The sequence below is a fragment of the Pantoea sp. MT58 genome, assembly GCF_014495885.1.
Taxonomy (GTDB): Bacteria; Pseudomonadota; Gammaproteobacteria; order Enterobacterales; family Enterobacteriaceae; genus Pantoea; species Pantoea eucalypti.
The window spans coordinates 1,113,599-1,137,271 of the sequence record NZ_CP061083.1; the positions used below are offsets into that span (position 1 = coordinate 1,113,599).

The following is a 23,673-nucleotide window of genomic DNA, read 5'->3' on the forward strand; positions in this document are numbered from 1 at the left end:
AGGGAGTTTGAATGAATTACTCAGTAAAGCGGTCAACAGTAGCCACAGTGGTGGGGCTTTCTACCCTGATGCTGTTGTCGGCCTGTTCAAGTGATCAGCGTTATAAGCGCCAGGTCAGTGGTGACGAATCTTATCTTGAAGCCAGTCAGTTAAGTGAACTGAAAGCGCCGGCCGGCATGATCCTGCCGGTACAGCGTGGTGATTACGATGTACCGCGCACCAGCAGTCAGGCACCGACCGGCAAGCAGCTCGACATTCGTCCACCTGCCCAGCCGCTGGCCCTGATGAACGGCACCCGTGCGCAGTTCAGCAACAACACGGGCGCACTGATGATTGATAGTAGCCGTGGTTCAGTCTGGCCACGCGTCGTGAGCGTCGTGCAGTCAAACAATTTCGCGATTGCTTCACGTAATGACGCCGGCCAGCAGCTGACGACCGACTGGGTCCAGTGGAATCGTGCTGATGAAGATCAGCAGTATCGTGGTCGCTACCAGATCAGTGTGCAGTCGCAGAGCTATCAGCAGCAGCTCACCGTACGTCTGCTGGAGCTGCAGCAGGCGGGTAAAACCGTTACCTCACCTGTGCAGATCCAGCGCTATACCGCGCAGATGCTGAATGAAATCAGCACCGGTCTGGACAAGATTGATACCGCCAGTGAAAACGCGGCGGCAGGTCGGGTGAGTGGGGCTATTGATGTGCAGAGCGGCGCAGATGATACCGGCCTGCCAATGCTGATCCTGCGCACGCCATATAATGTGGCGTGGCAGCGTCTGCCTGAAGCGATGAAACGCGTTGGGATGGAGGTGACGGATACCACTCGCTCAACGGGTAGCATGAAAGTGACCTACAAGTCACTGAGCAGCAGCGACTGGGATTCCATTGGCGCAAAAGACCCGGAATTACCTGACGGTGATTACAAAGTGCAGGTCGGTGATTTGGACAACCGCACCAGTCTGCAATTTATCGACCCGAAAGGGCATGTGCTGACCCAGTCGCAGAACGATGCGCTGGTGGCCGTGTTCCAGGCGGCGCTGAACAAATAAAGTTGCCTCAGGCCGGAGATTCTCCGGCCTTTTTATTTTGTTTTTGGCATAATAGCGCGCGGCGAAGTAAACGATTGCGTCAAGGCAATCGCCGCAGCGGCACTGGCCGCTGAACACCCGTTATTTCAAGTCTGGAGTGAATAAGATGCAAAAGCGAGCTGAGTTGTATCGCGGTAAAGCGAAAACCGTATACAGCACCGATAATCCGGATCTGCTGATACTCGAATTCCGCAACGATACGTCAGCAGGTGATGGCGCCCGAATTGAGCAATTTGATCGCAAAGGAATGGTTAACAACAAGTTTAACCACTTCATCATGACCAAATTGCAGGAAGCGGGTATTCCAACCCAGATGGAAGCGCTGCTGTCTGATACCGAAGCGCTGGTGAAGAAGCTGGAGATGGTGCCGGTAGAGTGCGTGGTCCGTAACCGCGCCGCAGGTTCGCTGGTAAAACGTCTGGGCGTGGAAGAGGGCATTGTGCTCAATCCCCCGCTGTTTGATCTTTTCCTCAAAGATGATGAAAAGCATGACCCGATGGTCAACGAATCCTACTGCGAAACTTTTGGCTGGGTCAGCAAGCAGAACCTGGCGCGGATGCAGGAACTGACCTTTAAAGCCAACGAAGTGCTGAGCAAGCTGTTCGACGATGCGGGTCTGATTCTGGTTGATTTCAAACTTGAGTTTGGTCTGTTTAACGGTGAAGTCACGCTGGGCGATGAGTTTTCGCCAGATGGTGCACGCCTGTGGGACAAAGAGACCCTGGATAAAATGGACAAAGACCGTTTTCGCCAGAGCCTGGGCGGCGTAGTCGAAGCTTATGAAGCAGTGGCACAGAGGCTGGGCGTAAAACTCGACTGAGTCAGCCTGCAGTGCAGTAAGTAAGCAGAATAAAACGGAGAGCCCAGGCTCTCCGTTTTCATTTCAGCCTAAAGCTGGTGATTGCCCGGTCACGCAACTAAAATCATGCCATCTGAAAAAAATGACTGAGGGAAGAGAGCATGCGCTGGCAAGGGCGTCGCGAAAGCGACAATGTAGAGGACCGTCGCGATCAATCGTCCGGTTTAGGTGGCGGAGGCCGTCAGATTCGTCTGCCGCGCGGCAAAGGCGGTATCATCCTGTTGGTGGTGGTGGCTATTGCAGGTTATTACGGTTATGACCTTACCGCGCTGCTGACGGGTGGGGACGTTGCACCAACCAGCCAGCAGCAACAGCGCAGCGTCAGCACCAATGATGACGAGGCTGCAAAATTCACTAAGGTGATTCTTGCGACCACGGAAGATACCTGGGGCAAGCTGTTCAAACAGATGAACAAACAGTATGTTGCACCAAAGCTGGTGATGTATCGCGGGGCAACCCGAACCGGCTGCGGCACAGGCCAATCCGTGATGGGACCCTTCTACTGTCCAGCCGATCAGACTGTCTACATCGATCTCTCTTTCTATGACGAGATGAAAAACAAACTCGGCGCTGACGGCGACTTCGCCCAGGGCTACGTTGTCGCGCATGAAGTGGGCCACCATGTTCAGAAACTGCTGGGTATTGAGCCTAAAGTACGTGAAATGCAGCAGGGCGCGAGCCAGACGCAGGTCAATCAGCTCTCTGTGAAAATGGAATTGCAGGCAGACTGTTTTGCCGGTGTCTGGGGACACTATATGCAGCAAGAGAACATCCTTGAAGCAGGGGATTTGCAGGAAGCGCTGAACGCCGCAGAGGCGATTGGCGATGACCGTCTGCAGCAGAAGGGTCAGGGCCGCGTAGTGCCGGACAGCTTTACCCATGGCACCTCTGAGCAACGCTACACCTGGTTTAAGCGCGGATTTGATGGTGGCAATCCAGGACAGTGCAACACCTTCGCCAGCAACTGATGATCGCAACACAGTCTATGCAGCAGGCCGGTGTGCGTCGCCTGGCCGTGATCAGCGGCGACCCGGACTGGTGCCTGGAGCGTGCTGCAGAGTGGCATGACGCGTTGCCAGGCGACTGGCTGGTGCTAAGCCCGGAGCCGCTCTTCTCTGCTTCCTCTGGTGAGTCACTTATGCACAAACAGCCAGGCGCGGTTCGCACGCTGCTTGGCCGTGAATTTCGTCATGGGATATTCGATGCCCGCCAGGGCTTTCATGCCGAGGCTTTCGCTGCGCTGGCTGGCACGCTCACCGCAGGTAGCTGGCTGTTACTGCTGGTCCCGCCCTGGGAAGGGTGGTCGCAGCAGCCTGACACCGACAGCCTGCGCTGGGCCGATGTCGCTCAGCCCATCCCAACACCCCATTTTGTTCACCATCTGCAACAGCTGATCCTGGCGGATGACCAGGTACTGCTGGAGCGGCAGCATCAGCCATGCCGTTTTCCGGTGCAGCCTGACTGGCCAGAATGGCACTGTCAGGCCCCGCAACAGCAGCAGGCGATACTCGATCAACTGATGAGACTGCCATCGGGGATCGCGGTGCTGACCGCCGCCCGTGGACGGGGTAAATCGGCGCTGGCGGGGATGCTGGCCCGCCAGAATCGCCATTGTCTGGTCACGGCACCCGCGAAAGCTTCAACGGAGGTGCTGGCCACCTTTGCCGCTGAGCATTTTCACTTTATGGCGCCGGATGCACTGCTGGCGCTGGAGCCGCCGCCCGAGGCGGATTGGCTGATTGTGGATGAAGCGGCGGCGATACCGGCCCCGCTACTGCAGGCGCTGGTCAGCCGGTATCCCCGTGTGCTGCTCACCACCACTGTACAGGGCTACGAAGGCAGCGGGCGCGGCTTTATCCTTAAGTTCTGCGCCGGGCTTACCGGGGTGCACTACTACACGCTGGACGAGCCGCTGCGCTGGTCGCGTTGTGATCCGCTGGAGCAGTGGCTGAATCAGGCGCTGCTGTTTGACGATGCCAGCGCGACGGCACCCGATTCTCCGGCCACACCGCATCCTGTTGAACGTCACGATTTCAGCACGCTGGAAGCCGCCTATCGCCTGCTCACCAGCGCGCACTATCGCACGTCGCCACTTGATCTGCGCCGCCTGCTGGATGCGCCGGGTATGACGTTGTGGCGGGCGGGCGAGACACCTGCATTACAGGGTGCACTCTGGCTGGTGGAGGAGGGCGGTCTTGAGCCAGCACTGGCGCAGGCGGTCTGGGCGGGCACCCGGCGACCACGCGGGAATCTGGTGGCGCAATCTCTGGCTGCCCACGCCGGTCTTGCCGAAGCGGCAATCCTGCGCTCGCAACGAATCAGCCGTGTTGCCGTGGCAACGGAGAGCCGTCGCCGCGGAATCGGTCAGCAGCTTGTGGCCGCCGCGGCCCGTGCGGCTGCAGAACACGACTACCTCTCTGTCAGCTTCGGCTACACTGAATCACTCTGGGCGTTCTGGCGCGCCTGTGGTTTTACTCTGGTGCGAATAGGCAGCCAGCGCGAAGCCAGCAGCGGCTGCTATGCGGCAATGGCTATTCTGCCCTGTTCTGCTGCGGGCAGGGCATTAGCGCGCCGGGCGGCAGAACAGCTGGCGCGTGACTGGCCACTGTTGCGACAACATATCGCGCTGGACCTGCAGTTTGATCAGATCCCAGATAATGGATTAACAGCCCAGGATATGCATCTGGCCATCGGTTTTGCCTGGGCGCAGCGGCCCCTGGAGGCGAGCCTGCCGGTATTGCAGCGTCTGGCAGAAGCCAGTGTCGCGCCCGCCCCGTTATTGGCCGCAGTCGTTGCCGCCCCCGATGCGCTAAGCGAGCTTGCCCGGCAGGCAGGCGTGAGTGGCCGTAAAGCGCTGGTCGCGGTGTTACGTCAGCAGGCAGCAACAGCGCTCCAGAGCCTGGGCGTGACTGCGGACTGACTGCACCGGCCGTTGAAATAATTCGACCAGCTGGTTCAAATTATCCCCATATCATTTTTTGCTACGCGGCGTAGAGTGAACACAGGAGGTCAACAACATGACACTGAAATATGTAATCGTTCAACAGCCTGCTACCACAGCACAGCTGTTTCTGCTCTACCATGGCGTTGGCGATAACCCGGATTCAATGGGTGAGATTGGTCACTGGTTTGCGAAAACCTTCCCCGACGCGCTGGTGGTGTCCGTTGGCTCGCCTGGCGCGGTTCGTCAGTGGTTTGGCGAAACTGACCTGCACGATCAGACTATCCAGCAGCGGGTTGATGCGGCGATGCCGCAGTTTGTCGAGTCGGTGCGTCACTGGCAAAAAAAGAGCGGCGTGCGGGCGGAAGCGACAGCCTTAGTCGGTTTTTCCCAGGGTGGCAGTATGGTGCTGGAAGGCGTCAAAGCGAATCCTGATCTGGCGGGCCGCGCGGTGGTGTTCAATGGCAGGTTTATCACGCTGCCGGAGAAAGCCAGTACCCGCACCACGATTCATCTGATCCACGGTGATTATGATGAGCAGATCCCGTTGCACCATGCACAGGAGGCGGAGCAGCGGCTGACCGCCCGCGGGGGCGACGTCACTCTGGACATCGTTGACGATCTGGCGCATGCCATCGATCACCGCAGTATGGAACTGGCGCTGAATCATCTGCGTTATACGGTGCCAAAACGCTACTTTGATGAGGCGTTAAGCGGCGCAAAACCCGGTGACGATGACGTTATCGCGTTGATGTAAAAATGCCCCTGCAGAGCAGGGGCATTTTCGTTTACTTCTTCTTCGGCCAGTTATCGTCGTCATCCCATTTATCGTTGAAATCACGATGCGGCGGCAGGTCTGGTTTGTTATCCATAAACTTCTTGTGATCGATGCGTTTCAGATCTTTATAAACGTTCATCAGCACGCCAACCATCAGCAGGATCACCAGGATCCACCAGTAATCTTTAATAAATTCCATTTGCTGCTCCTTAACATCGCCATCAGGCGATCAGTTGTTCCATGATGCGTTGGTACATCCGGCTCAGCATCTGCAGATCTGAAGCTTTCACACACTCATTGATTTTATGAATGGTGGCATTTACCGGTCCCAGTTCAACCACCTGCGCCCCCATCCGGGCAATAAACCGGCCATCAGAGGTTCCACCCGTAGTCAGCAGCTGCGGCTTAATTTCATTATAGTGCGCGACAGCTTTTACGACGGCATCAACCAGCTTACCGCGCGTGGTCAGGAAGGGTTGACCCGAAAGTTTCCACTCAATGGTGTAACGCAGCTGGTGACGATCCAGCAATGCTTCGACGCGCTGGCGAATCAGCTCATCAGTGAGTTCAGTGCTGAAGCGGAAGTTAAACTGCACAAACAGCTCACCAGGGATCACGTTGTTACTGCCGGTGCCCGCCTGGACATTGGCAATCTGCATGCTGGTTGCCGGGAAGAACTCATTTCCCTGATCCCACTCCGTGGCGACCAGCTCATTCAGTGCTGGCATTGCCCGGTGGACCGGATTATCCGCAAGGTGCGGATAGGCGACGTGCCCCTGCACACCATGCACCGTCAGGTTGGCAGTAATTGATCCACGACGGCCATTTTTCACCACGTCACCGACCACTTCCGTACTGGACGGCTCACCGACCAGGCAATAGTCGAGCCGTTCCCGGCGCGCCATCAGCCGTTCAACCACTTTAACCGTGCCGTTGGTCCCGCTGGCCTCCTCATCAGAGGTAATCATAAAGGCGAGTCGCCCTCTGTGATGGGGACGTGCTGCAACAAAACGTTCGGCAGCTACCACCATGGCGGCCAGTGAACCTTTCATGTCGGCCGCACCACGACCAAACAGCATGCCATCGCGTATGGTGGGCTCAAAAGGTGGGTTGATCCAGCGACTGGCATCGCCAGGCGGCACCACATCGGTGTGACCGGCAAACGCCAGTGTTTCACCTTCGCCACGGGTGGCCCAGAAATTCAGGGTGTCGTCGATGTTCATCGTTTCAATCTTAAAACCAATAGCTTCAAGACGGGCGATCAGCAGAGCCTGACATCCGGCATCATCGGGGCTGAGGGAAGGGCGACGAATAAGCTGCTGCGTCAGCTCAATGACCGGGCAAAACATATTATGACCTCTCCTGGATAGCATTCTGATAGGTGGCTTCGCTGAAACCGGCGAGCAAACTGCCATCCGGGGTGCGCAACAGCGGGCGCTTAATCATGGCGGGATGCGCCAGCATCAGCGCTTTGGCGCTGCTGGCATCGGTAACCCCTTCACGGTCGGTCTCTGGCAGTTTACGCCAGGTGGTGCCGCGGGTATTAAGCAGGGCTTCGTAGCCCAGCGCATCGATAAATTCCTGCAGCAGGACATCGCTCAGGCCATCGGCACGGTAATCGTGAAAGTGATACTCAACGCCTGCGTCTGTTAAAAAGCGCCGGGCTTTTTTTATGGTGTCGCAATTTTTAATCCCGAACATCACCCACTGCGTGCTCATTGCCCGATCCTTATTGTCCTGTGAGAAGTAAAAGCTGAAAAAGCAGCCAAAGCGCGAGTTTACCATAGTGTGATCCGTTGCGGCAGTTGCCGGGGCGCGGGAATCTGACCCGCGATCGTGTCGTGAAAGCCACCGTTTATCCTCGGGTAACCGCTATCAATTTCTCAGGTAATCATTACCTTGCTTAGCATTATTTTATTCGGAATTTCGCCATGCAGATAAAATAGTCTACCGCTGGGCTTAAAATAAATTATTTTCAATCGGGTTAAGGAGTTGCTGAAATGTGCGTCAGCTTCCAGAACCGGCAGAATTCATGTTTTTATCAGGCTTGCCGATAAATAAAACAGGTGTAACCGTATTCACCTGATTAAAAAAAGAGCGTAACATCGCCAGCACAATAAGAGAGGGCATCATGATTGACACTGAAATGGGAACCTGGAAAGAATTTATCGAAGCAATGTTACGCAACAAGTAACAGGCTGAGGTAAAGGCGGGGTAAACCTGCTGACTGGAATTCTTACCACACACAGAAATAAGGCGGCCACTGACATCAGTGGCCGCTTTTTATTTGCCTCAGTGATCAGTCGAGTGGCTTCTCTTTCAGCGGGAAGCGACGGCGAACCAGCACAAAGAACAGCGGCACAAAAAAGATCGCCAGCAGCGTGGCGGAGATCATTCCACCCATCACACCGGTTCCTACCGCGTGCTGACTGCCGGAGCCTGCGCCGCTGCTGATTGCCATCGGCAGCACGCCAAAGATAAAGGCCAGCGAGGTCATCAGAATCGGTCGCAGACGCTGACGCGATGCCTCCAGCGTGGACTCCACCAGTTCGCGTCCTTTACTGTTAATCTCATTAGCAAATTCCACAATCAGGATGGCGTTTTTGGCGGATAACCCGACGACTGTCAGCAGGCCCACCTGGAAGTAGACATCATTCTCCAGTCCGCGCAGCCAGGTCGCAATCAACGCGCCGACGACACCCAGTGGAACCACCAGCATCACCGAGAACGGAATTGACCAGCTTTCATACAGTGCGGCCAGGCAGAGGAATACAACCAGCAACGATATCGCATACAGCGCCGGTGCCTGTGAGCCAGAGAGGCGCTCCTGATAAGAAGCACCTGTCCACTGGAACCCGACGCCCAGCGGCAGGGCATTCACCAGCTTTTCCATCTCGTCCATTGCCGTGCCGCTGCTGACGCCATTAGCCGCTTCCCCGACAATCTCCAGTGAAGAATAACCGTTATAGCGTTCAAGACGGGGTGAGCCGGTCTCCCAGCGGCTGGTGGCAAACGCGGAGAAGGGGACCATTTTGCCGCTGCTGTTGCGCACATACCACTTATTGACGTCGTCCGGCAGCATGCGGAATTCGGCGGCGGCCTGTACATAGACCTTTTTCACCCGGCCGCGATCAAGAAAGTCGTTCACATAGGTTGAGCCCCAGGCCGTGGTCATCGTGTCGTTGATGGTATCCAGCGACACGCCCAGCGCCTGCGCTTTACGGGCATCGACATCGATCTGCAGCTGCGGACTGTCATCCAGTCCATTGTGCCGTACCCGTGACAGCGACTTATCGTTGCCTGCCATCTCCAGCAGTTTGTCGCGCATCGCCATCAGTTGGGTATGGCCGATACCGGCGTGATCCTGCAGTTCCATGTCAAAACCAGAGCTGCTGCCCATGCCGGTGATAGCAGGTGGACTGCTGGCAATCACCCGGCCCTCTTTAATCTTCTGAAACGCTTTGGTCGCGCGATCGATAATCGCAAACGAAGTCCGATCGGCGCCGGGCCGCGCTTCCCAGTCTTTCAGACGGACAAACAGACGTGCGACGTTCTGTCCATTGCCGCCCGGCCCGGCACCGATAGTGGAGAAAACCGACAGTACGTTGGCCTTCTCCTTGGTGAGATAATAATTTTCGACTTTGGCAACGACGCTGGCCGTTTGCTCAAGCGTCGCACCTGCCGGAAGCTGAACCTGAGTCAGGAATACGCCGCGATCTTCCAGCGGCAGAAACGACGTCGGCAGACGCAGAAACAGAAACGCCATCAGGCCAATAATCGCGACATAGACCAGCAGCCAGCGACCACCTGTGCGCAGGATGCCCGCAACGCCGCGTTCATAGCGGTCAGCATTACGATTAAAGTGGCGATTGAACCAGCCGAAGAAGCCGCGACGCTCGTGCACCTCGCCCTGCGCAGCGGGTTTGAGCAGTGTGGCACAGAGCGCTGGCGTCAGGATCATCGCTACCAGCACTGACAGCACCATCGCCGAGACAATGGTGATTGAGAACTGACGATAAATGGCGCCAACGGTACCGCCGAAAAACGCCATTGGCACAAACACCGCAGAGAGCACCAGCGCGATACCCACCAGTGCACCCTGAATCTGTCCCATCGATTTTCGTGTGGCAGCACGCGGCGAAAGTCCCTCTTCATGCATGATGCGTTCAACGTTCTCCACCACCACAATGGCATCATCCACCAGTAGTCCTATCGCCAGCACCATGGCAAACATGGTCAGGGTATTGATGCTGAATCCAAAGGCATAAAGGACGCTAAAGGTGCCAAACAGCACTACCGGCACCGCAATGGTGGGAATTAAGGTGGCGCGGAAGTTCTGCATAAACAGATACATCACGCCAAATACCAGCACGATTGCTTCAAGCAGCGTCTTCACCACATCGGTAATTGATGCTTTGACGAACGGCGAGGTTTCATAGGCAATTTTTGCTTCCAGGCCGTGAGGGAAATAGTGCGAGAGTTCCTCTATACGCGCCCGTACCAGCTTATCAGTGTTCATCTCATTGGCACCGGACGCGAGCTTCACGCCCAGGCCTGACGCAGGCTGGCCGTTATAGCGGCTCAGATAATCATACTTCTCTGCGCCCAGCGCCACGGTGGCGACATCGCCCAGCGTCACCACAGAACCGTCGGGATTGTTCTTCAGGGTAATGGCCCGGAACTGCTCGGGGGTCTGCAGCATCGACTGGGCGTTGACCGTGGCGTTAAGTGCCTGTTTCTCCACCGACGGCAGGCCACCGACCTGACCCACAGCCACCTGGGTATTCTGCGACTGGATTGCATTGACGACATCGTCGGTGGTGAGCGCGTAAGCGATCAGTTTGTTGGGATCGAGCCAGATGCGCATCGCATATTGCGAGCCGTAAGCATCAACCTGGCCGACGCCATCAATACGGCTCAGCGGGTCCTGAATATTACTGGCGACATAGTCTGAAATATCCTGCTTATCCATACTGCCGTCGGTCGAGACGAAGGCCACCATCAGAATATTGCTGTCACCGGTTTTGTTGACCGTCACGCCCTGCGACTGCACCGCCTGCGGCAATTTGCGCAGGGCGGACTGCAACTGGTTCTGAACCTGCTGGCGGGCTTCGTCGGGATTGGTCCCGGCAGTAAAGGTGAGGGTGATTTGCGCCTGACCGGTGTTGCTGCTGTTCGAGGACATGTACATCAGATTATCGATGCCGGTCATGTTCTGCTCGATCACCTGAGTCACGGTGTTTTCCAGCGTCTCGGCGGATGCGCCGGGATAGTTAGCGGTGATACGCACATTAGGTGGAGCCAGATCGGGATACTGCTCAACAGGCAGCGAAATAATCGAAAGGGTGCCACACAGGCACAGCAGAATCGCCAGCACCCAGGCAAAAATGGGGCGGTCGATAAAGAAATTCGACATTAAATCGACACTCCTCAGGACTTATTATTATCGGTCAGGCCCACCGGCAACGGGCCACAGGCAGAAAGGTCGCAGGGTCTTTACACGATTCTCCGCCGCCTTTCACTTTACGTGCGGCAGCGAGGGAAATCGTGGAGAAATTGAGGAGAAAATGTAAATTCGTTGGCTATTTGCGGCTTTCAAGCCACATCACCGTGGCGGCAACGCGTGAACGGACATCCAGCTTACGCAGAAGGTTACGGATATGCACTTTCACTGTCTCTTCAGAGATATGCAGAATGGCAGCGATCTCTTTGTTTGACAGGCCACGCGCCACCTCCTGGAGCACGTCGCACTCGCGGTCAGTGAGAAGACGCAGAGGGTCGGCGCTGTGCTGACGGTTATCCAGATAGCTGGCGACGCCCTCACTAAAGACTTTCTCGCCCCGCGATGCCTGCAGAATATGTCCCAGCAGAATCTCTGGCTCGCTGTCCTTGAGCAGATAGCCGTCGGCACCGGCATCCACCATGGCAAAAATATCACTGCGGGCATCGGAGACGGTCAGCACCAGGATGCGCGAGCTGATACCTTCGTGGCGCAGCGCCTTTAGGGTATCCAGCCCGGACATGCCTTTCATATTGAGGTCGAGCAGAATGATGTCAGGTTCCTGACGGCGGGCTTCCGCCAGCGCTTCGGTGCCATTGTTAGCCTCGGCGATCACGTCCAGCCGGGGATCCAGTGCCAGCAGCTGACGAACGCCGCGGCGCATCAGAGGGTGATCATCCACAATCATCAATGTTAATGCGGGCTGTTGCATAATTTCTCCGTTTTATCGTTTCAGACTGCGGCGGGGCAACACGTATCGCGCACCGGTATGCCTGTGTTCAGCCTTTAATAGCCTGCTATCTGTAGCCAGTAGCGTGTTTTAATTATTTGAAGGATAAATTACGTTAGCTGCCGTGCCGGTTGCGGTGGAAAGCGCAGTTCAACCCGTGTCCCTTGATCCTGTGCATGAAGGGTCAGATTACCATTAAGGCGCTGGGCACGTTCAGCCATAATCGTCAGACCGTAATGGCCTGGAGGTTCGTTAGTACTGCCGATGCCCACGCCGTCATCCGTTATTGTAAGTAAGTGCTCACCCTGATTGCTGTGCTGATAGTCCACGTTGATCACCTGCGCACTCGCATGACGGATCGCATTCAGCAACGCCTCCCGGGCGATCTGCAAGACATGTACCTGCTGCTGTGCCTCCAGACTCTGCAGGCCGGTCTGATAGTTAAAATGTATCTCTGCGCCGCTCTTTTCCTGCAACGAGGCGATCATTGCCTGCATCGCCGCCACCAGATCTGCCTGCTCAATGGTCAGGCGGAAGGTGGTCAGCAGTTCGCGCAACTGACGGTAGGCATCAGCCAGCGCCTGATCGAAGTCAGCGATAATCGCATGGGCGGCACTGTCATCCTTGTCCACGGTGCGGCGTAACAGGGTCAGCTGAATACGTAAAAAGGAGAGTGACTGCGCCAGTGAGTCATGTAATTCCCGGGCAATCGTCGTTCGCTCTTCAATCAGCAGCATTTGTTGATACTGCTGCTGTGCCTGCCAGATCCAGATTGCGCGTCCCAGCATCGCCGCAAGACTGCGCATCAGCTCATCCGGTGGGGAAGCGCCACATGTCTGCCAGCGCAATTCGCCAATCTGCTGCTCATCCTGCTGTAATGGCTGACGTTGCCACTCACCAGCCGCCTTTTCGTCACCGGCGCGGAACTGAAACTGGTCGCTCTCGAGCCAGATTGCCGTCAGTTTTTCACGCGTCAGCACCGTGGTCAGCACCGCTTCAAACAACGCCGGATGCAGTGGGCTGGCGGTCAGCATTTGTGAGCTGTCATAGAGTAGCGACAGCGTGCGATTCGCCTGAGTTAAGTCTTCCGTCTTTGCGCGAACCGTACTCTCCAGCAACTGGTAATGCGAATGCAGGCGTGCCGCCATACCGCTAAAGGCATGCGACAGAACCCGCAGCTCATTTTGTTGCTCAACGTGCAACGGCGGAAAAGCAAAGTTGCCATTCTCGACGTAGCGGCTGGCCTTGACCAGCGCATTCAGTGGCCGCACGACATGCAGTCGGGTAAAGCGAATCGTCATGAGCGCCAGCGCCACAATCGCAATAACACCGACCAGGCTGCTGGCGGCCACCAGATGCATTTTTAATTCGGTATAGCGTTGCAGACCCAGAACAAAGCGATCAATTTCCCCGACGTAAATGGGCACCTGCTGCTGCAAGGCCACGCTATCACCCCGTTGCAACGCCTGTTGCAGGAGAGGCCAGGCGGCGCGCAGTCGCTGGTAGCGAACGCCCACTTCGCGTGGTACCCAGGGCCGATCAAGATTGTGCAGCACTGGCGCATCCAGCGTTTGCTGATAGCGCGCGAAATGTTGCGGCAGGTTTTGCGGCTGACGGCTGGCATCCCAGGCCATGCGATAGCTCTGCATGCGCAGTGAACCCGCCAGATTAATCGCCTCGGCGTCGCGCTGACTGCTGAGTAGCGTGACTAAGGCCAGACTGGTGGTGAGAAGCGACAGCAGGACAATGGCGCTGAGGGCCCGAGCGATGCTTTGTGTAACTGAACGTTTAACGATCACATGAATGGCCCTCTTCTGAGTGGGGGAATTATATGAGCGAAGTCACGCAACGCAAATGATCCCTTCCCTGTTTATCGCACAGGACATTACAGGTCGCACATAAAATGACCTCGACTGACACTTCCCAGGATGCGTTACGATTTTACGGTTAAAAAGGGAACAGGTTTACATCGTGCCGATGTTGCTTTTCATTGCAGCGCTAATAATTCACTCAGTCATTAGCAACGCAATCCCGATCACAGATCAAGGAGCATCCAATGAAAAAACTGAGTGCTGTACTGGCGGGTGCTTTACTGGCTACCGCCTCATTTGCCACCTTCGCCGCCGCGCCCGTCGATCGGTCACAGGCGCTGGGTATGCAGAGCATCGGCAGTGTGTCTGTTTCCGGCGTACGCGGTTCACTGGATGATGCGAATCGCCAGTTATCGCAAAAAGCGCAAGAGATGGGCGCCAGCCATTACCGTGTTATCGGTGTCGATAATCCAGGCGATTCCAGCCTGTGGAGCGGCACCGCAGAGATTTATCGCTAACCCAACCCTCCTGTTTCCATCCCTGTAGCTTTTACCGGCCTGAAAATGGCCGGTTTTTTTGTTTTTGTGCATCATGATGGATTCTTACAAATCAGCCTGTGCATCTGCCCGGTATATTTTGCTTCGTTCTTGCAGAACGGGTAGGATTCATCGCCGTAAATTCCCGCGTTGCCCGGCACTCACTCACGGGCAAAGGCACAGAGGAAAATCCCCCATTTTGCAGGACGTTACGTCCGCATTGGGGAGACGACGACTGATAGTCCGGACAAACAGGAATGCTATGAAATCCAAAAAGAAAACCCCAGGTGAGATGCGCGCTGCGAAACGGCGCTGGCTGAATTCTCACGATGCTGGCTACCAGAAAGCGATGGGTAACCGTCACGTTCAGATGATTGCGATCGGCGGTGCTATCGGCACCGGTTTGTTCCTGGGTGCCGGTGGCCGCTTGCAGGCTGCAGGCCCCGCGTTAGCCCTCATCTATCTGGTGTGTGGCATCTTCTCCTTCTTCATTCTGCGTGCGCTGGGCGAACTGGTGTTACACCGCCCGAGCAGTGGCAGCTTTGTCTCTTATGCCCGTGAATTCCTGGGTGAGAAAGCCTCCTACGTTGCAGGCTGGATGTATTTCGTCAACTGGGCGATGACCGGTATCGTCGATATCACCGCCGTTGCGCTTTACATGCACTACTGGGGCGCGTTTGGTGATGTGCCACAATGGGTCTTTGCACTGGGCGCGCTGGCGATTGTCGGCACCATGAACATGATTGGCGTTAAGTGGTTTGCCGAGATGGAGTTCTGGTTTGCGCTGGTGAAAGTGCTGGCGATTGTGATTTTCCTGGTGGTGGGTGTGGTGTTTCTTGGCACCGGCAAGCCGCTGGATGGCAACAGCACCGGTTTCCATCTGATTACTGATAACGGCGGCCTGTTCCCGCACGGCCTGCTGCCCGCGCTGGTGCTGATTCAGGGCGTCGTATTCGCCTTTGCCTCAATTGAGCTGGTCGGTACGGCGGCCGGTGAATGTAAAGACCCGCAAACCATGCTGCCGAAAGCGATCAATAGTGTGATCTGGCGTATTGGTCTGTTCTATGTCGGTTCGGTTGTGTTGCTGGTGCTGCTGCTGCCATGGAATGCCTATCAGGCGGGCCAGAGTCCATTCGTGACATTCTTCTCGAAACTTGGCGTGCCTTACGTTGGCAGCATCATGAACATCGTGGTCCTGAGCGCAGCGCTCTCCAGCCTGAACTCCGGCCTCTATTCAACCGGGCGTATTCTGCGTTCCATGTCGATGGGTGGCTCTGCACCGAAATTCATGTCAAAGATGAACGGTCAGCAGGTCCCTTATGCCGGTATTCTCGTCACCATTGCCGTTTATGTCATTGGTGTAGTGCTTAACTACTATGTGCCTTCTCAGGTATTTGAGATCGTCCTGAACGTTGCCTCACTGGGCATTATCTCCTCCTGGGCCTTTATCGTGGTCTGCCAGCTGCGTCTGCGCAAAGCGATCAAAGAAGGCAAAGCAGATGATGTCAGCTTCAAGCTGCCAGGTGCGCCGTTCACCTCATGGCTGACGCTGCTGTTCCTGTTCAGCGTGCTGGTGCTGATGGCGTTTGACTACCCGAACGGGACGTACACCATTGCCTCTATTCCGCTGATTGCAGTGCTGCTGGTGCTGGGATGGTTTGGTGTGCGTAAGCGTGTTAACGCTATCGCGCAGACCGAACAGGATCATCATGAGGATGAGCCTCAGTCAACCCGACTGGCTGACGATACGTCACGCTGATCAGGTCTGCATCAATCAGGGCCAGCCTTCGGGCTGGCTTTTTTTTGGCCGCTAATCGCCTTTCTGGCAATGCGAATTAGGATAGTTTTCCGGCAAGCCTGGCCCTATGATGAATAACTCCCTTTATGCGGTAGCGGAGTCTCCATGTCGTTTAAGATCAACATCATCAAAAATAAGCTCCTGTCTGAAAACTGGTTTGTGCTGCGCAACTACACCTATGACATCACCGATCGCCGTGGCGAGGTTATCCGTCATAAACGCGAAGTCTACGATCGCGGAAACGGGGCGACCATCCTGCTCTATAATCGCGAAAAGAATAGCGTCGTCCTGACGCGCCAGTTCCGCATCGCGACGTACGTCAACGGCAACGACGGCGGCATGTTAATTGAAGCCTGCGCGGGCTTGCTGGACGACGACTCCCCGGAAGATTGCATCCGCAAAGAGGCGATTGAAGAGACCGGATATGCAGTCGGTGAGGTGGAGACACTCTTTACCTGCTATATGTCGCCGGGCGGCGTGACCGAACTGATCCACTTTTTTGCGGCAGAATACAACGAATCACTGCGCGACAACCCAGGCGGTGGCGTTGAGGATGAGTCAATTGATGTGCTGGAACTGAGCTTCCCTGATGCGCTGGCGATGGTGGCCGATGGCCGTATTCGCGACGGTAAAACCATTATGCTGCTACAGCATGCGCAGATTGCGGGATGGCTGAGGCCTTAGGAAACCCATCTGTCATACCTGTTGCCGCGCAGCAGCGCTGAACGTGGAAGGATGCAGCTTTATCCACCTTATGTACGCTTTTTAAGCACTTAACTGCGCTTTTTGCACAGGTTCACAGAATGCGAACCCTGCCAGGCCCGTTGATGCGCTATCCTCTCCATTCTGGTTATTCGGGGATCGATTTTCTTAATGTCGTATTGGATGAAATCGCTGTGGCTGTTGCCGTCTTTGTGGGTTGCCTGTGTTCAGGCGGAACCGTTGCAAAAGTCATTCAACGACTGGCAAATTACCTGCAACAATGTCGCCTTTTGCGTGGCGCGCAATATTCCAGGCGACAAAGGGTTGGTGATGACGATTTCGCGTCATGCGGGCGTCAACGATCGCCCCTTGCTGCGTATTGACTATGGCAGCGCCTACAGTGGTGCGCTGCCTGGCGGTCCGCTTCAGGATAACCTGCTGCTCGATCAGCGCCGCCTTAAGCCCGACCTCAAACACTGGACGGTAGAACCTCATCATCTCGCCACCAGCAATACCATCGCGATAGATGAGTTCCTTGATCTGGTGATGGAGGCGAAAACCCTGCAGCTCACCTTTGATCCCAATGCGCTGATCTCGCTGCGCGGCATGAAAGCTGCACTGTTGCTGATGGATGACACCCAGGGTCGGGTCAACAGCCTGAGCGCGTGGATCAAACGTGGCGACCGTGCCAGCTGGGACGTTCCGCCGCCGCCTGCGCTGCCGCCATTGCGGCCTGCTGTCGAGCCGCCCGCAGCACTGACGCGCGATGAGACCAGCGGACTCATTGATTACGGCACCTGGCGGGTCAATACCGATTCCTGTTCACTCGATCCGCTACGCCGGGAAGTCAGCGTGGCTCCCCTCACTGACCAGCGCGCGCTGCTGCTGGTCAGTTGTGAAATGGGGGCCTATAACGTGATCGATCTGGCGTTTGAAGTGACACGCAGCCAGCCTTACGTGGCACGGGGTATTACCTTAACCCTGCCGTTTACACCGCCGGGTGCCAGCGATCGTCAGCTGGAGCTGATTAACGCCGAGTATGATGCGGCCAGCGGCCAGCTCTACACCTTTGGTAAAGGACGGGGACTGGGCGATTGTGGCAGTGCGACACGCTGGCAGTTTGATGGCACGCGTTTTGTGTTAGCGGAGTATGCGGAAGAGTCGACCTGTGACGCCTGGCACAGCAGTGATGACTGGCCAACCCTGTGGGTCAGCCAGTCTGACGTTAGCGTACAGCAGCGTTAAGGAATGGCCTGCACCATCATCGGTGAGCCCAGTTGGTTACCCACCAGTTCGGCCAGCATATTGTTCACGCCGTCGCTCATTGGCGTAAAGCGGGTCAGCGGCGAGCGCGTCACCACGACAAACACCCCAACGTTATGCTGCGGCACCATCGCCATATAGGTGATGAAACCGCCACCGCCGCCGGTTTTCTGAATAATGCCCGGGCGACCATTTTTTGGCCCCATATAGACCCAGCCCATACCCAGTGCATCCGCTTTACCCGGCACATCCATGCCTTCAACTTTGTGCAGCTGATCGCGACGGTAAATCAGCGTTTGCAGTCGATCGATCTGCGGCGTGCGATGGTTTACGGAAGAGTTAAGGAACTGCTGCATCCAGCGGCCCATATCATCCGGCGTGGAATAGACGCCGCCGCTGCCGATCGCCGCCAGCGTGTTATTACACGGGCTGGCACCTTTCTCCGCCACCATCAGGCGTCCGCACTGCTCAGGCGACGGCGTAAAGGTGGTGTCTTTCATGCCGAGCGGGCGGGTTATCAGTTGCTGAAACAGCGCCGGATAAGGGGTGCCGGCGGCGCGTGACAGCGCATCGCTCAACAGATCGTAGCCCAGGTTGGAGTAGGCGGCACTGCTGCCGGGTGCCGCTTTAAGGCTGGCGCGCGCCAGCCATGTCCAGCGCTCGCTTTTCGTCGGCCAGACAAACACCGGACGCTGCGCTTTGCCGCCCGGCTGTTCGCGCGGCAGTCCGCTGGTGTGGGTTGAGAGATTAATCAGGCGAATAGGCTGGCCGTTATACGTGGGCACGCGTGCACCTGGAGGCGCATATTTACTCAGGGGATCGTCAAGGCGAATCTGTCCGCGTTCAGCCATCTTCACCATCACTTCACTGGTCATCAGCTTACTCAGCGAGGCGATGCGAATCAGTGAATCTTTCTGCGGACGGACATTGTTGCCGGGACGGGTGTCACCGAAGCTGGCGAACACCCGCTGATTGCCATCTATCGCCACCAGCGCCATGCCGGTTGCACCGCTGCCATAAAAAATATGTTCCGCATAGCGATCAACAATCTGAGAAGCCAGCAGCGGATCGGGCGCGACCTGCGCCATGCTTTTTAAAGGAAGCAGTGAAACCATCAGGGCCAGTAAATAGGGTGTACGCATGTTCAACGGAAGTGGCTTCGCTATAGATATCGGAGAAAATCTGCCTTCACTCATCAGAATGCGGCAGGTCAGACCCGTTTTTATCCCGGCAGGAACAACAGCAGGAAAAGAGGGCCAGCCAGCGTACAGGCAGCATTGAATAGGACGGCTCTATAGTAATCAGTTTGCGCGGGGCGTGAAGAGGGGAATAGAGGTTTTTTTCTGTTTCAGTTTTTAAGATGAAATGGCCCTTCCCGGTGAGCCGGGAAGGGCGCAGGCATTAAACAGGCTTGAGTAATGCTTCAGCATGGCTGACGATATTCTCAACCGTGAAGCCAAACTCTGCGAACAGCTGGCTGGCAGGGGCGGACTCACCAAAGGTGGTCATCCCGACAATTGCACCATCCAGACCGACATACTTGAACCAGTAGTCAGCAATACCTGCTTCGACTGCCACACGCGCTTTCACGCCGCTCGGCAGAACAGATTCGCGGTAAGCGGCATCCTGCGCATCAAACAGGTCAGTTGAAGGCAGTGAAACCACCCGCACCTTGTGACCGCCCGTGGTGAGTTTTTCTGCTGCACCCAGCGTGATTTCAATCTCAGAACCGGTGGCGATCAGAATCACGTCTGGCGTGCCGTCGCAATCCTTCAGCACGTAGCCGCCGCGTTTGATATTTTCGATCTGCTCCGGGGTACGTTCCGGCTGCAGCAGGTTCTGACGGGAGAGGATCAGCGCGGTTGGACCGTGATGGCGCTCAATAGCCGCTTTCCACGCCACCGCCGTTTCCACCTGGTCACAAGGACGCCATACGCTCATGTTTGGCGTCAGACGCAGGCTGGCGATCTGCTCAACCGGCTGGTGCGTCGGGCCATCTTCGCCCAGACCGATGGAGTCATGAGTGTAGACCAGAATCTGACGCGCCTTCATTAACGCCGCCATACGCGCGGCGTTTCGCGCATATTCAACAAACATCAGGAAGGTGGCAGTGTAAGGAACGAAACCGCCATGGTGCGCGATCCCGTTACCAATCGCCGTCATGCCAAATTCACGCACGCCGTAGTGAATGTAGTTACCGGCCGGATCCTCTTTGATCGATTTGGAGCCTGACCAGATAGTGAGGTTACTCGGTGCCAAATCGGCCGAGCCGCCAAGGAATTCCGGCAGCATTTTACCGTACGCTTCCAGCGAATTTTGTGACGCTTTGCGGCTGGCGATTTTCTGCGGATTAGCCTGCAGTTCCTGAATGAAACGGGCTGCTTCAGTTTCCCAGTTGGCCGGCATTTCGCCATTCATGCGGCGTTCATACTCTTTCGCCAGCTCAGGATAGGCTGCTTTGTAAGCGGCAAATTTCGCATCCCAGGCTTTTTCACGTTCAGCACCCGCCGCTTTGGCATCCCACTGCTGGTAGATTTCAGCCGGGATTTCAAACGCCGGGTAGTTCCAGCCCAGTTGCTTACGGGTCAGAGCAACTTCAGCCTCACCCAGCGCTGCGCCGTGCGACTCCTCTTTACCGGCTTTGTTCGGTGATCCGAAACCGATAATGGTGCGGCAGATAATCAGTGAAGGCTTATCGGTAACGCTCTGTGCTTCTTTAATGGCGTCACGAATAGCATCAGCGTCATGTCCGTCGATGTCGCCAATCACATGCCAGTTGTAGGACTCAAAGCGTTTGTGGGTGTCGTCGGTAAACCAGCCTTCGGTCTCACCATCGATTGAAATACCGTTATGGTCGTAGAAGCCAATCAGTTTACCCAGGCCCAGGGTGCCCGCCAGTGAACAGACTTCGTGCGAGATCCCTTCCATCAGACAGCCATCGCCCATAAACACATAGGTGTGGTGATCGACGATGTCATGGTCCGGACGGTTAAACTGCGCGGCCAGCGTGCGTTCTGCAATCGCCAGACCCACGGCATTAGCCAGTCCCTGACCCAGCGGGCCGGTGGTGGTTTCAACGCCTGGGGTATAGCCAATTTCCGGGTGACCTGGCGTTTTAGAGTGCAGCTGGCGGAAATTTTTCAACTCTTCAATTGGCAGGTCATAGCCGCTGAGGTGAAGCAGGCTATAAAGCAGCATGGAGCCGTGGCCGTTGGAGAGGATAAAGCGGTCGCGATCAAGCCAGGCGGGATTGGTCGGATTATGCTGGAGGAAGTCGCGCCACAACACTTCGGCGATATCGGCCATACCCATCGGCGCACCGGGGTGGCCTGAATTTGCCTTCTGGACGGCATCCATGCTCAGTGCACGGATCGCGTTTGCCAACTCTCTGCGTGAGGACATACAGTTCTCCCTTGTTATGCATCAGGGCGGGAATGTCCCGCCCGATTAAAATGAGGACTACAGGCGTGCGGCGAGCACATCTTCCAGTTTCTGCTGGTCAACCGCGAACTGGCGGATGCCGTCAGAGAGTTTCTCAACGGCCATCGGGTCCTGGTTATGTTCCCAGCGGAACTCCGCTTCGGAGAGCGGCGATGGCTGATGGAAGCCTTCTGTGGAGGGCTCCAGTTTGCGCTCCAGCGGCGCATCACTGTTCTGCATCTCTTCCAGCAGGTTGGGGGAGATCGTCAGGCGATCGCAGCCCGCCAGCGCGATAATCTGCTCCACTTTACGGAAGCTGGCACCCATGATGATGGTGCTGTAACGGTGCTTTTTGTAGTAATCGTAAATGCGACGCACAGACTTCACGCCGGGATCTTCATCCGCCACATAGGGTTCCATCGGCTTGCGTGAGTTGTACCAGTCATAGATGCGGCCAACAAACGGGGAGATCAGGAACACGCCCGCTTCGGCACAGGCACGCGCCTGGGCAAAGGAGAAGAGCAGTGTCAGGTTGCACTTAATGCCGTTTTTCTCCAGCTCTTCTGCTGCACGGATACCTTCCCAGGTCGACGCCAGCTTAATCAGTACGCGAGAGCGGTCGATACCGTGCTCTTCATACATCCGAATCAGTTTTTCTGCTTTGGTGACACACATGCCACGATCGAAGGAGAGGCGCGCATCCACTTCGGTCGAAACACGGCCCGGTATGCTCTTCAGGATTTCCATACCGAGGTTGATCGCCACTTTGTCGCTGGCATTAATAATCTGGGTCTCTTTGCTGCCACCCTGTTTTTTGGCGTACTCAATCGCGTCATCCATCAGGTGTTTATACCCTTCGAGACCGGACGCTTTCAGAATGAGTGAGGGGTTGGTGGTAGCGTCTTCCGGATGGTAATTACGAATCGATTCGATATCACCACTGTCCGCCACCACGGTGGTGAACTGTTTTAGGGCTTCTAACTGATTCATCTCTAAACTCCTTGAAAAGAAAAATGAAAGCGAACAGGGAGCACCTCAGGCCTCGCAGCCGGTCTGTGGCATGTTCTGCTACCGGTAACGCGAACCCATAACATTGCAACAGAGACTTTCTGATGGAAATGCGGTTTCTCTGATTGTTGCGCTGCGAGGCGGTGCGAAGGAGCCGTCATGCGGTTTTTACCGTGGGATGCGCCATATTCCATCTGTAAGCATAGCAGTCACGCGGAATGACGCAGGCTGCACTGTAGCAATCCGTGCCCTGTAAAAAAGAATAAACCGATCAGGAGAGAGGTAAGCGCAGCGCGGGGGCAGGCTCGCGCTGCAGCGGCAGAAGAAATCAGACGGGCAGGTTCAGCCAGTTTTTCACCGGCAGGAAATCGCGATAGAGAGCCGCTTCAGGAGAGCCGGCCTCGGGATGGTAATCATATTCCCAGCGCACCAGCGGTGGCATCGACATCAGGATCGATTCTGTGCGGCCACCGGTCTGCAGGCCAAACAGCGTGCCACGGTCCCACACCAGATTAAACTCCACATAGCGACCACGGCGGTAGAGCTGGAACTGGCGCTCACGATCGCCCCAAGGATGATCTTTACGGCGCGCCACAATGGGCCGATAAGCATCGATAAAGCCGCGGCCTACCGACTGCATAAAGCTGAAGCTCTGCTCAAAGTCGGGCGTATTGAGATCGTCAAAAAAGAGACCGCCAATGCCGCGCTGCTCATCACGATGCTTCAGATAAAAATAGTCGTCGCACCATTTTTTGTAGCGTGGATAAACATCTTCACCAAAAGGCTGACAAATGTTTGCTGCAGTCTGATGCCAGTGCAGCGCATCTTCTTCGAAGCCATAAAAGGGGGTCAGGTCAAAGCCGCCGCCAAACCACCAGACCGGATCGGCACCCGGTTTCTCGGCGATAAAGAAGCGCACGTTGGCGTGACTGGTGGGCACATAGGGATTCTTCGGGTGGATCACCAGAGAAACCCCCATCGCTTCAAAGCTACGACCCGCCAGCTCTGGCCGGTGCGCGGTAGCTGATGCTGGCATCTGATCGCCATGCACATGCGAAAAGTTGACGCCTGCCTGCTCAAACACCGCGCCATTGCGCAGGACGCGGCTCTGACCGCCGCCGCCGCCAGGACGCTGCCAGCTATCCTCGGCAAACTGTGCGCCGCCATCTTCAGCTGCCAGCTGGTTACAAATCTCATCCTGCAGTGCGAGCAGGAATGCTTTTACGCGTGAAATATCAGCCATCT

At 56.1% G+C, this 23,673-nt stretch carries 19 protein-coding genes; 9 read left to right on the top strand and 10 right to left on the bottom strand.

Annotation, left to right across the window (positions count from 1 at the left end):
- The first annotated feature begins 11 nt into the window (after nucleotides 1-11).
- From bamC to ypfH, 5 genes are all read left to right on the top strand, one after another.
- Nucleotides 12-1,043 carry an outer membrane protein assembly factor BamC gene (gene bamC / locus IAI47_RS05270; protein WP_003848789.1) on the top strand — a complete coding sequence of 344 codons (1,032 nt, stop codon included), beginning with the start codon at nucleotides 12-14 and terminating at the stop codon, nucleotides 1,041-1,043.
- A 145-nt stretch (nucleotides 1,044-1,188) separates the two neighbouring features.
- Complete coding sequence (gene purC, locus IAI47_RS05275; protein WP_003848791.1) at nucleotides 1,189-1,902, top strand: phosphoribosylaminoimidazolesuccinocarboxamide synthase; 714 nt, start codon at nucleotides 1,189-1,191, stop codon at nucleotides 1,900-1,902.
- A gap of 140 nt (nucleotides 1,903-2,042) precedes the next feature.
- Nucleotides 2,043-2,909 (top strand): neutral zinc metallopeptidase, encoded by an 867-nt coding sequence (locus IAI47_RS05280; RefSeq protein WP_003848793.1) that lies wholly within the window; start codon nucleotides 2,043-2,045, stop codon nucleotides 2,907-2,909.
- Entirely contained in the window at nucleotides 2,909-4,861 is a 1,953-nt protein-coding gene (locus IAI47_RS05285; RefSeq protein WP_008926545.1) for a tRNA(Met) cytidine acetyltransferase TmcA, read from the top strand. Before IAI47_RS05280 ends, IAI47_RS05285 begins: the two co-directional genes overlap by 1 nt.
- Nucleotides 4,862-4,958: 97 nt before the next feature.
- Complete coding sequence (ypfH, locus tag IAI47_RS05290; protein ID WP_003848796.1) at nucleotides 4,959-5,639, top strand: esterase; 681 nt, start codon at nucleotides 4,959-4,961, stop codon at nucleotides 5,637-5,639.
- A gap of 31 nt (nucleotides 5,640-5,670) precedes the next feature.
- Here the strand turns inward: ypfH and IAI47_RS05295 are convergent, their stop codons facing one another.
- From IAI47_RS05295 to narQ, 6 genes are all read right to left on the bottom strand, one after another.
- Complete coding sequence (locus tag IAI47_RS05295) at nucleotides 5,671-5,859, bottom strand: YpfN family protein (RefSeq protein WP_003848800.1); 189 nt, start codon at nucleotides 5,857-5,859, stop codon at nucleotides 5,671-5,673.
- A 22-nt stretch (nucleotides 5,860-5,881) separates the two neighbouring features.
- A complete protein-coding gene (dapE, locus tag IAI47_RS05300; protein WP_003848801.1) occupies nucleotides 5,882-7,009 on the bottom strand; it encodes a succinyl-diaminopimelate desuccinylase in 1,128 nt (375 codons plus the stop codon).
- A gap of 1 nt (nucleotide 7,010) precedes the next feature.
- Complete coding sequence (locus IAI47_RS05305) at nucleotides 7,011-7,379, bottom strand: ArsC family reductase (RefSeq protein ID WP_008926544.1); 369 nt, start codon at nucleotides 7,377-7,379, stop codon at nucleotides 7,011-7,013.
- Nucleotides 7,380-7,959: 580 nt separating this feature from the next.
- On the bottom strand, nucleotides 7,960-11,076 hold the full coding sequence (acrD, locus tag IAI47_RS05310; protein WP_008926543.1) for a multidrug efflux RND transporter permease AcrD: 3,117 nt from the start codon (nucleotides 11,074-11,076) through the stop codon (nucleotides 7,960-7,962).
- Between the two features lie 166 nt (nucleotides 11,077-11,242).
- Nucleotides 11,243-11,872, bottom strand: a complete 630-nt coding sequence (locus IAI47_RS05315; RefSeq protein ID WP_008926542.1) for a response regulator — start codon at nucleotides 11,870-11,872, stop codon at nucleotides 11,243-11,245.
- A 128-nt stretch (nucleotides 11,873-12,000) separates the two neighbouring features.
- Nucleotides 12,001-13,689: a nitrate/nitrite two-component system sensor histidine kinase NarQ gene (narQ, locus tag IAI47_RS05320; RefSeq protein WP_008926541.1), complete on the bottom strand. Its 1,689-nt coding sequence runs from the start codon at nucleotides 13,687-13,689 to the stop codon at nucleotides 12,001-12,003.
- A gap of 257 nt (nucleotides 13,690-13,946) precedes the next feature.
- On the opposite strand from narQ, the gene IAI47_RS05325 reads away from it, so the two are divergent.
- From IAI47_RS05325 to IAI47_RS05340, 4 genes are all read left to right on the top strand, one after another.
- Nucleotides 13,947-14,219 (top strand): DUF1471 domain-containing protein, encoded by a 273-nt coding sequence (locus tag IAI47_RS05325; RefSeq protein ID WP_008926540.1) that lies wholly within the window; start codon nucleotides 13,947-13,949, stop codon nucleotides 14,217-14,219.
- Between the two features lie 280 nt (nucleotides 14,220-14,499).
- Complete coding sequence (gene ansP, locus IAI47_RS05330; protein ID WP_008926539.1) at nucleotides 14,500-15,996, top strand: L-asparagine permease; 1,497 nt, start codon at nucleotides 14,500-14,502, stop codon at nucleotides 15,994-15,996.
- A gap of 144 nt (nucleotides 15,997-16,140) precedes the next feature.
- The gene (nudK, locus tag IAI47_RS05335) at nucleotides 16,141-16,719 is read left to right on the top strand and encodes a GDP-mannose pyrophosphatase NudK (protein ID WP_008926538.1); all 579 of its coding nucleotides are present in this window, start codon (nucleotides 16,141-16,143) and stop codon (nucleotides 16,717-16,719) included.
- Between the two features lie 189 nt (nucleotides 16,720-16,908).
- On the top strand, nucleotides 16,909-17,982 hold the full coding sequence (locus IAI47_RS05340) for a DUF1176 domain-containing protein (protein WP_008926537.1): 1,074 nt from the start codon (nucleotides 16,909-16,911) through the stop codon (nucleotides 17,980-17,982).
- Here the strand turns inward: IAI47_RS05340 and ampH are convergent.
- From ampH to hemF, 4 genes are all read right to left on the bottom strand, one after another.
- On the bottom strand, nucleotides 17,979-19,142 hold the full coding sequence (ampH, locus tag IAI47_RS05345) for a D-alanyl-D-alanine-carboxypeptidase/endopeptidase AmpH (RefSeq protein WP_003848822.1): 1,164 nt from the start codon (nucleotides 19,140-19,142) through the stop codon (nucleotides 17,979-17,981). The genes IAI47_RS05340 and ampH overlap by 4 nt on opposite strands.
- Before the next feature lie 259 nt (nucleotides 19,143-19,401).
- Nucleotides 19,402-21,402, bottom strand: a complete 2,001-nt coding sequence (tkt, locus tag IAI47_RS05350; protein WP_008926536.1) for a transketolase — start codon at nucleotides 21,400-21,402, stop codon at nucleotides 19,402-19,404.
- Between the two features lie 57 nt (nucleotides 21,403-21,459).
- The gene (gene tal / locus IAI47_RS05355; protein ID WP_003848827.1) at nucleotides 21,460-22,410 is read right to left on the bottom strand and encodes a transaldolase; all 951 of its coding nucleotides are present in this window, start codon (nucleotides 22,408-22,410) and stop codon (nucleotides 21,460-21,462) included.
- Between the two features lie 346 nt (nucleotides 22,411-22,756).
- A complete protein-coding gene (gene hemF / locus IAI47_RS05360) occupies nucleotides 22,757-23,671 on the bottom strand; it encodes an oxygen-dependent coproporphyrinogen oxidase (protein ID WP_008926535.1) in 915 nt (304 codons plus the stop codon).
- Between the last annotated feature and the right edge of the window lie 2 nt (nucleotides 23,672-23,673).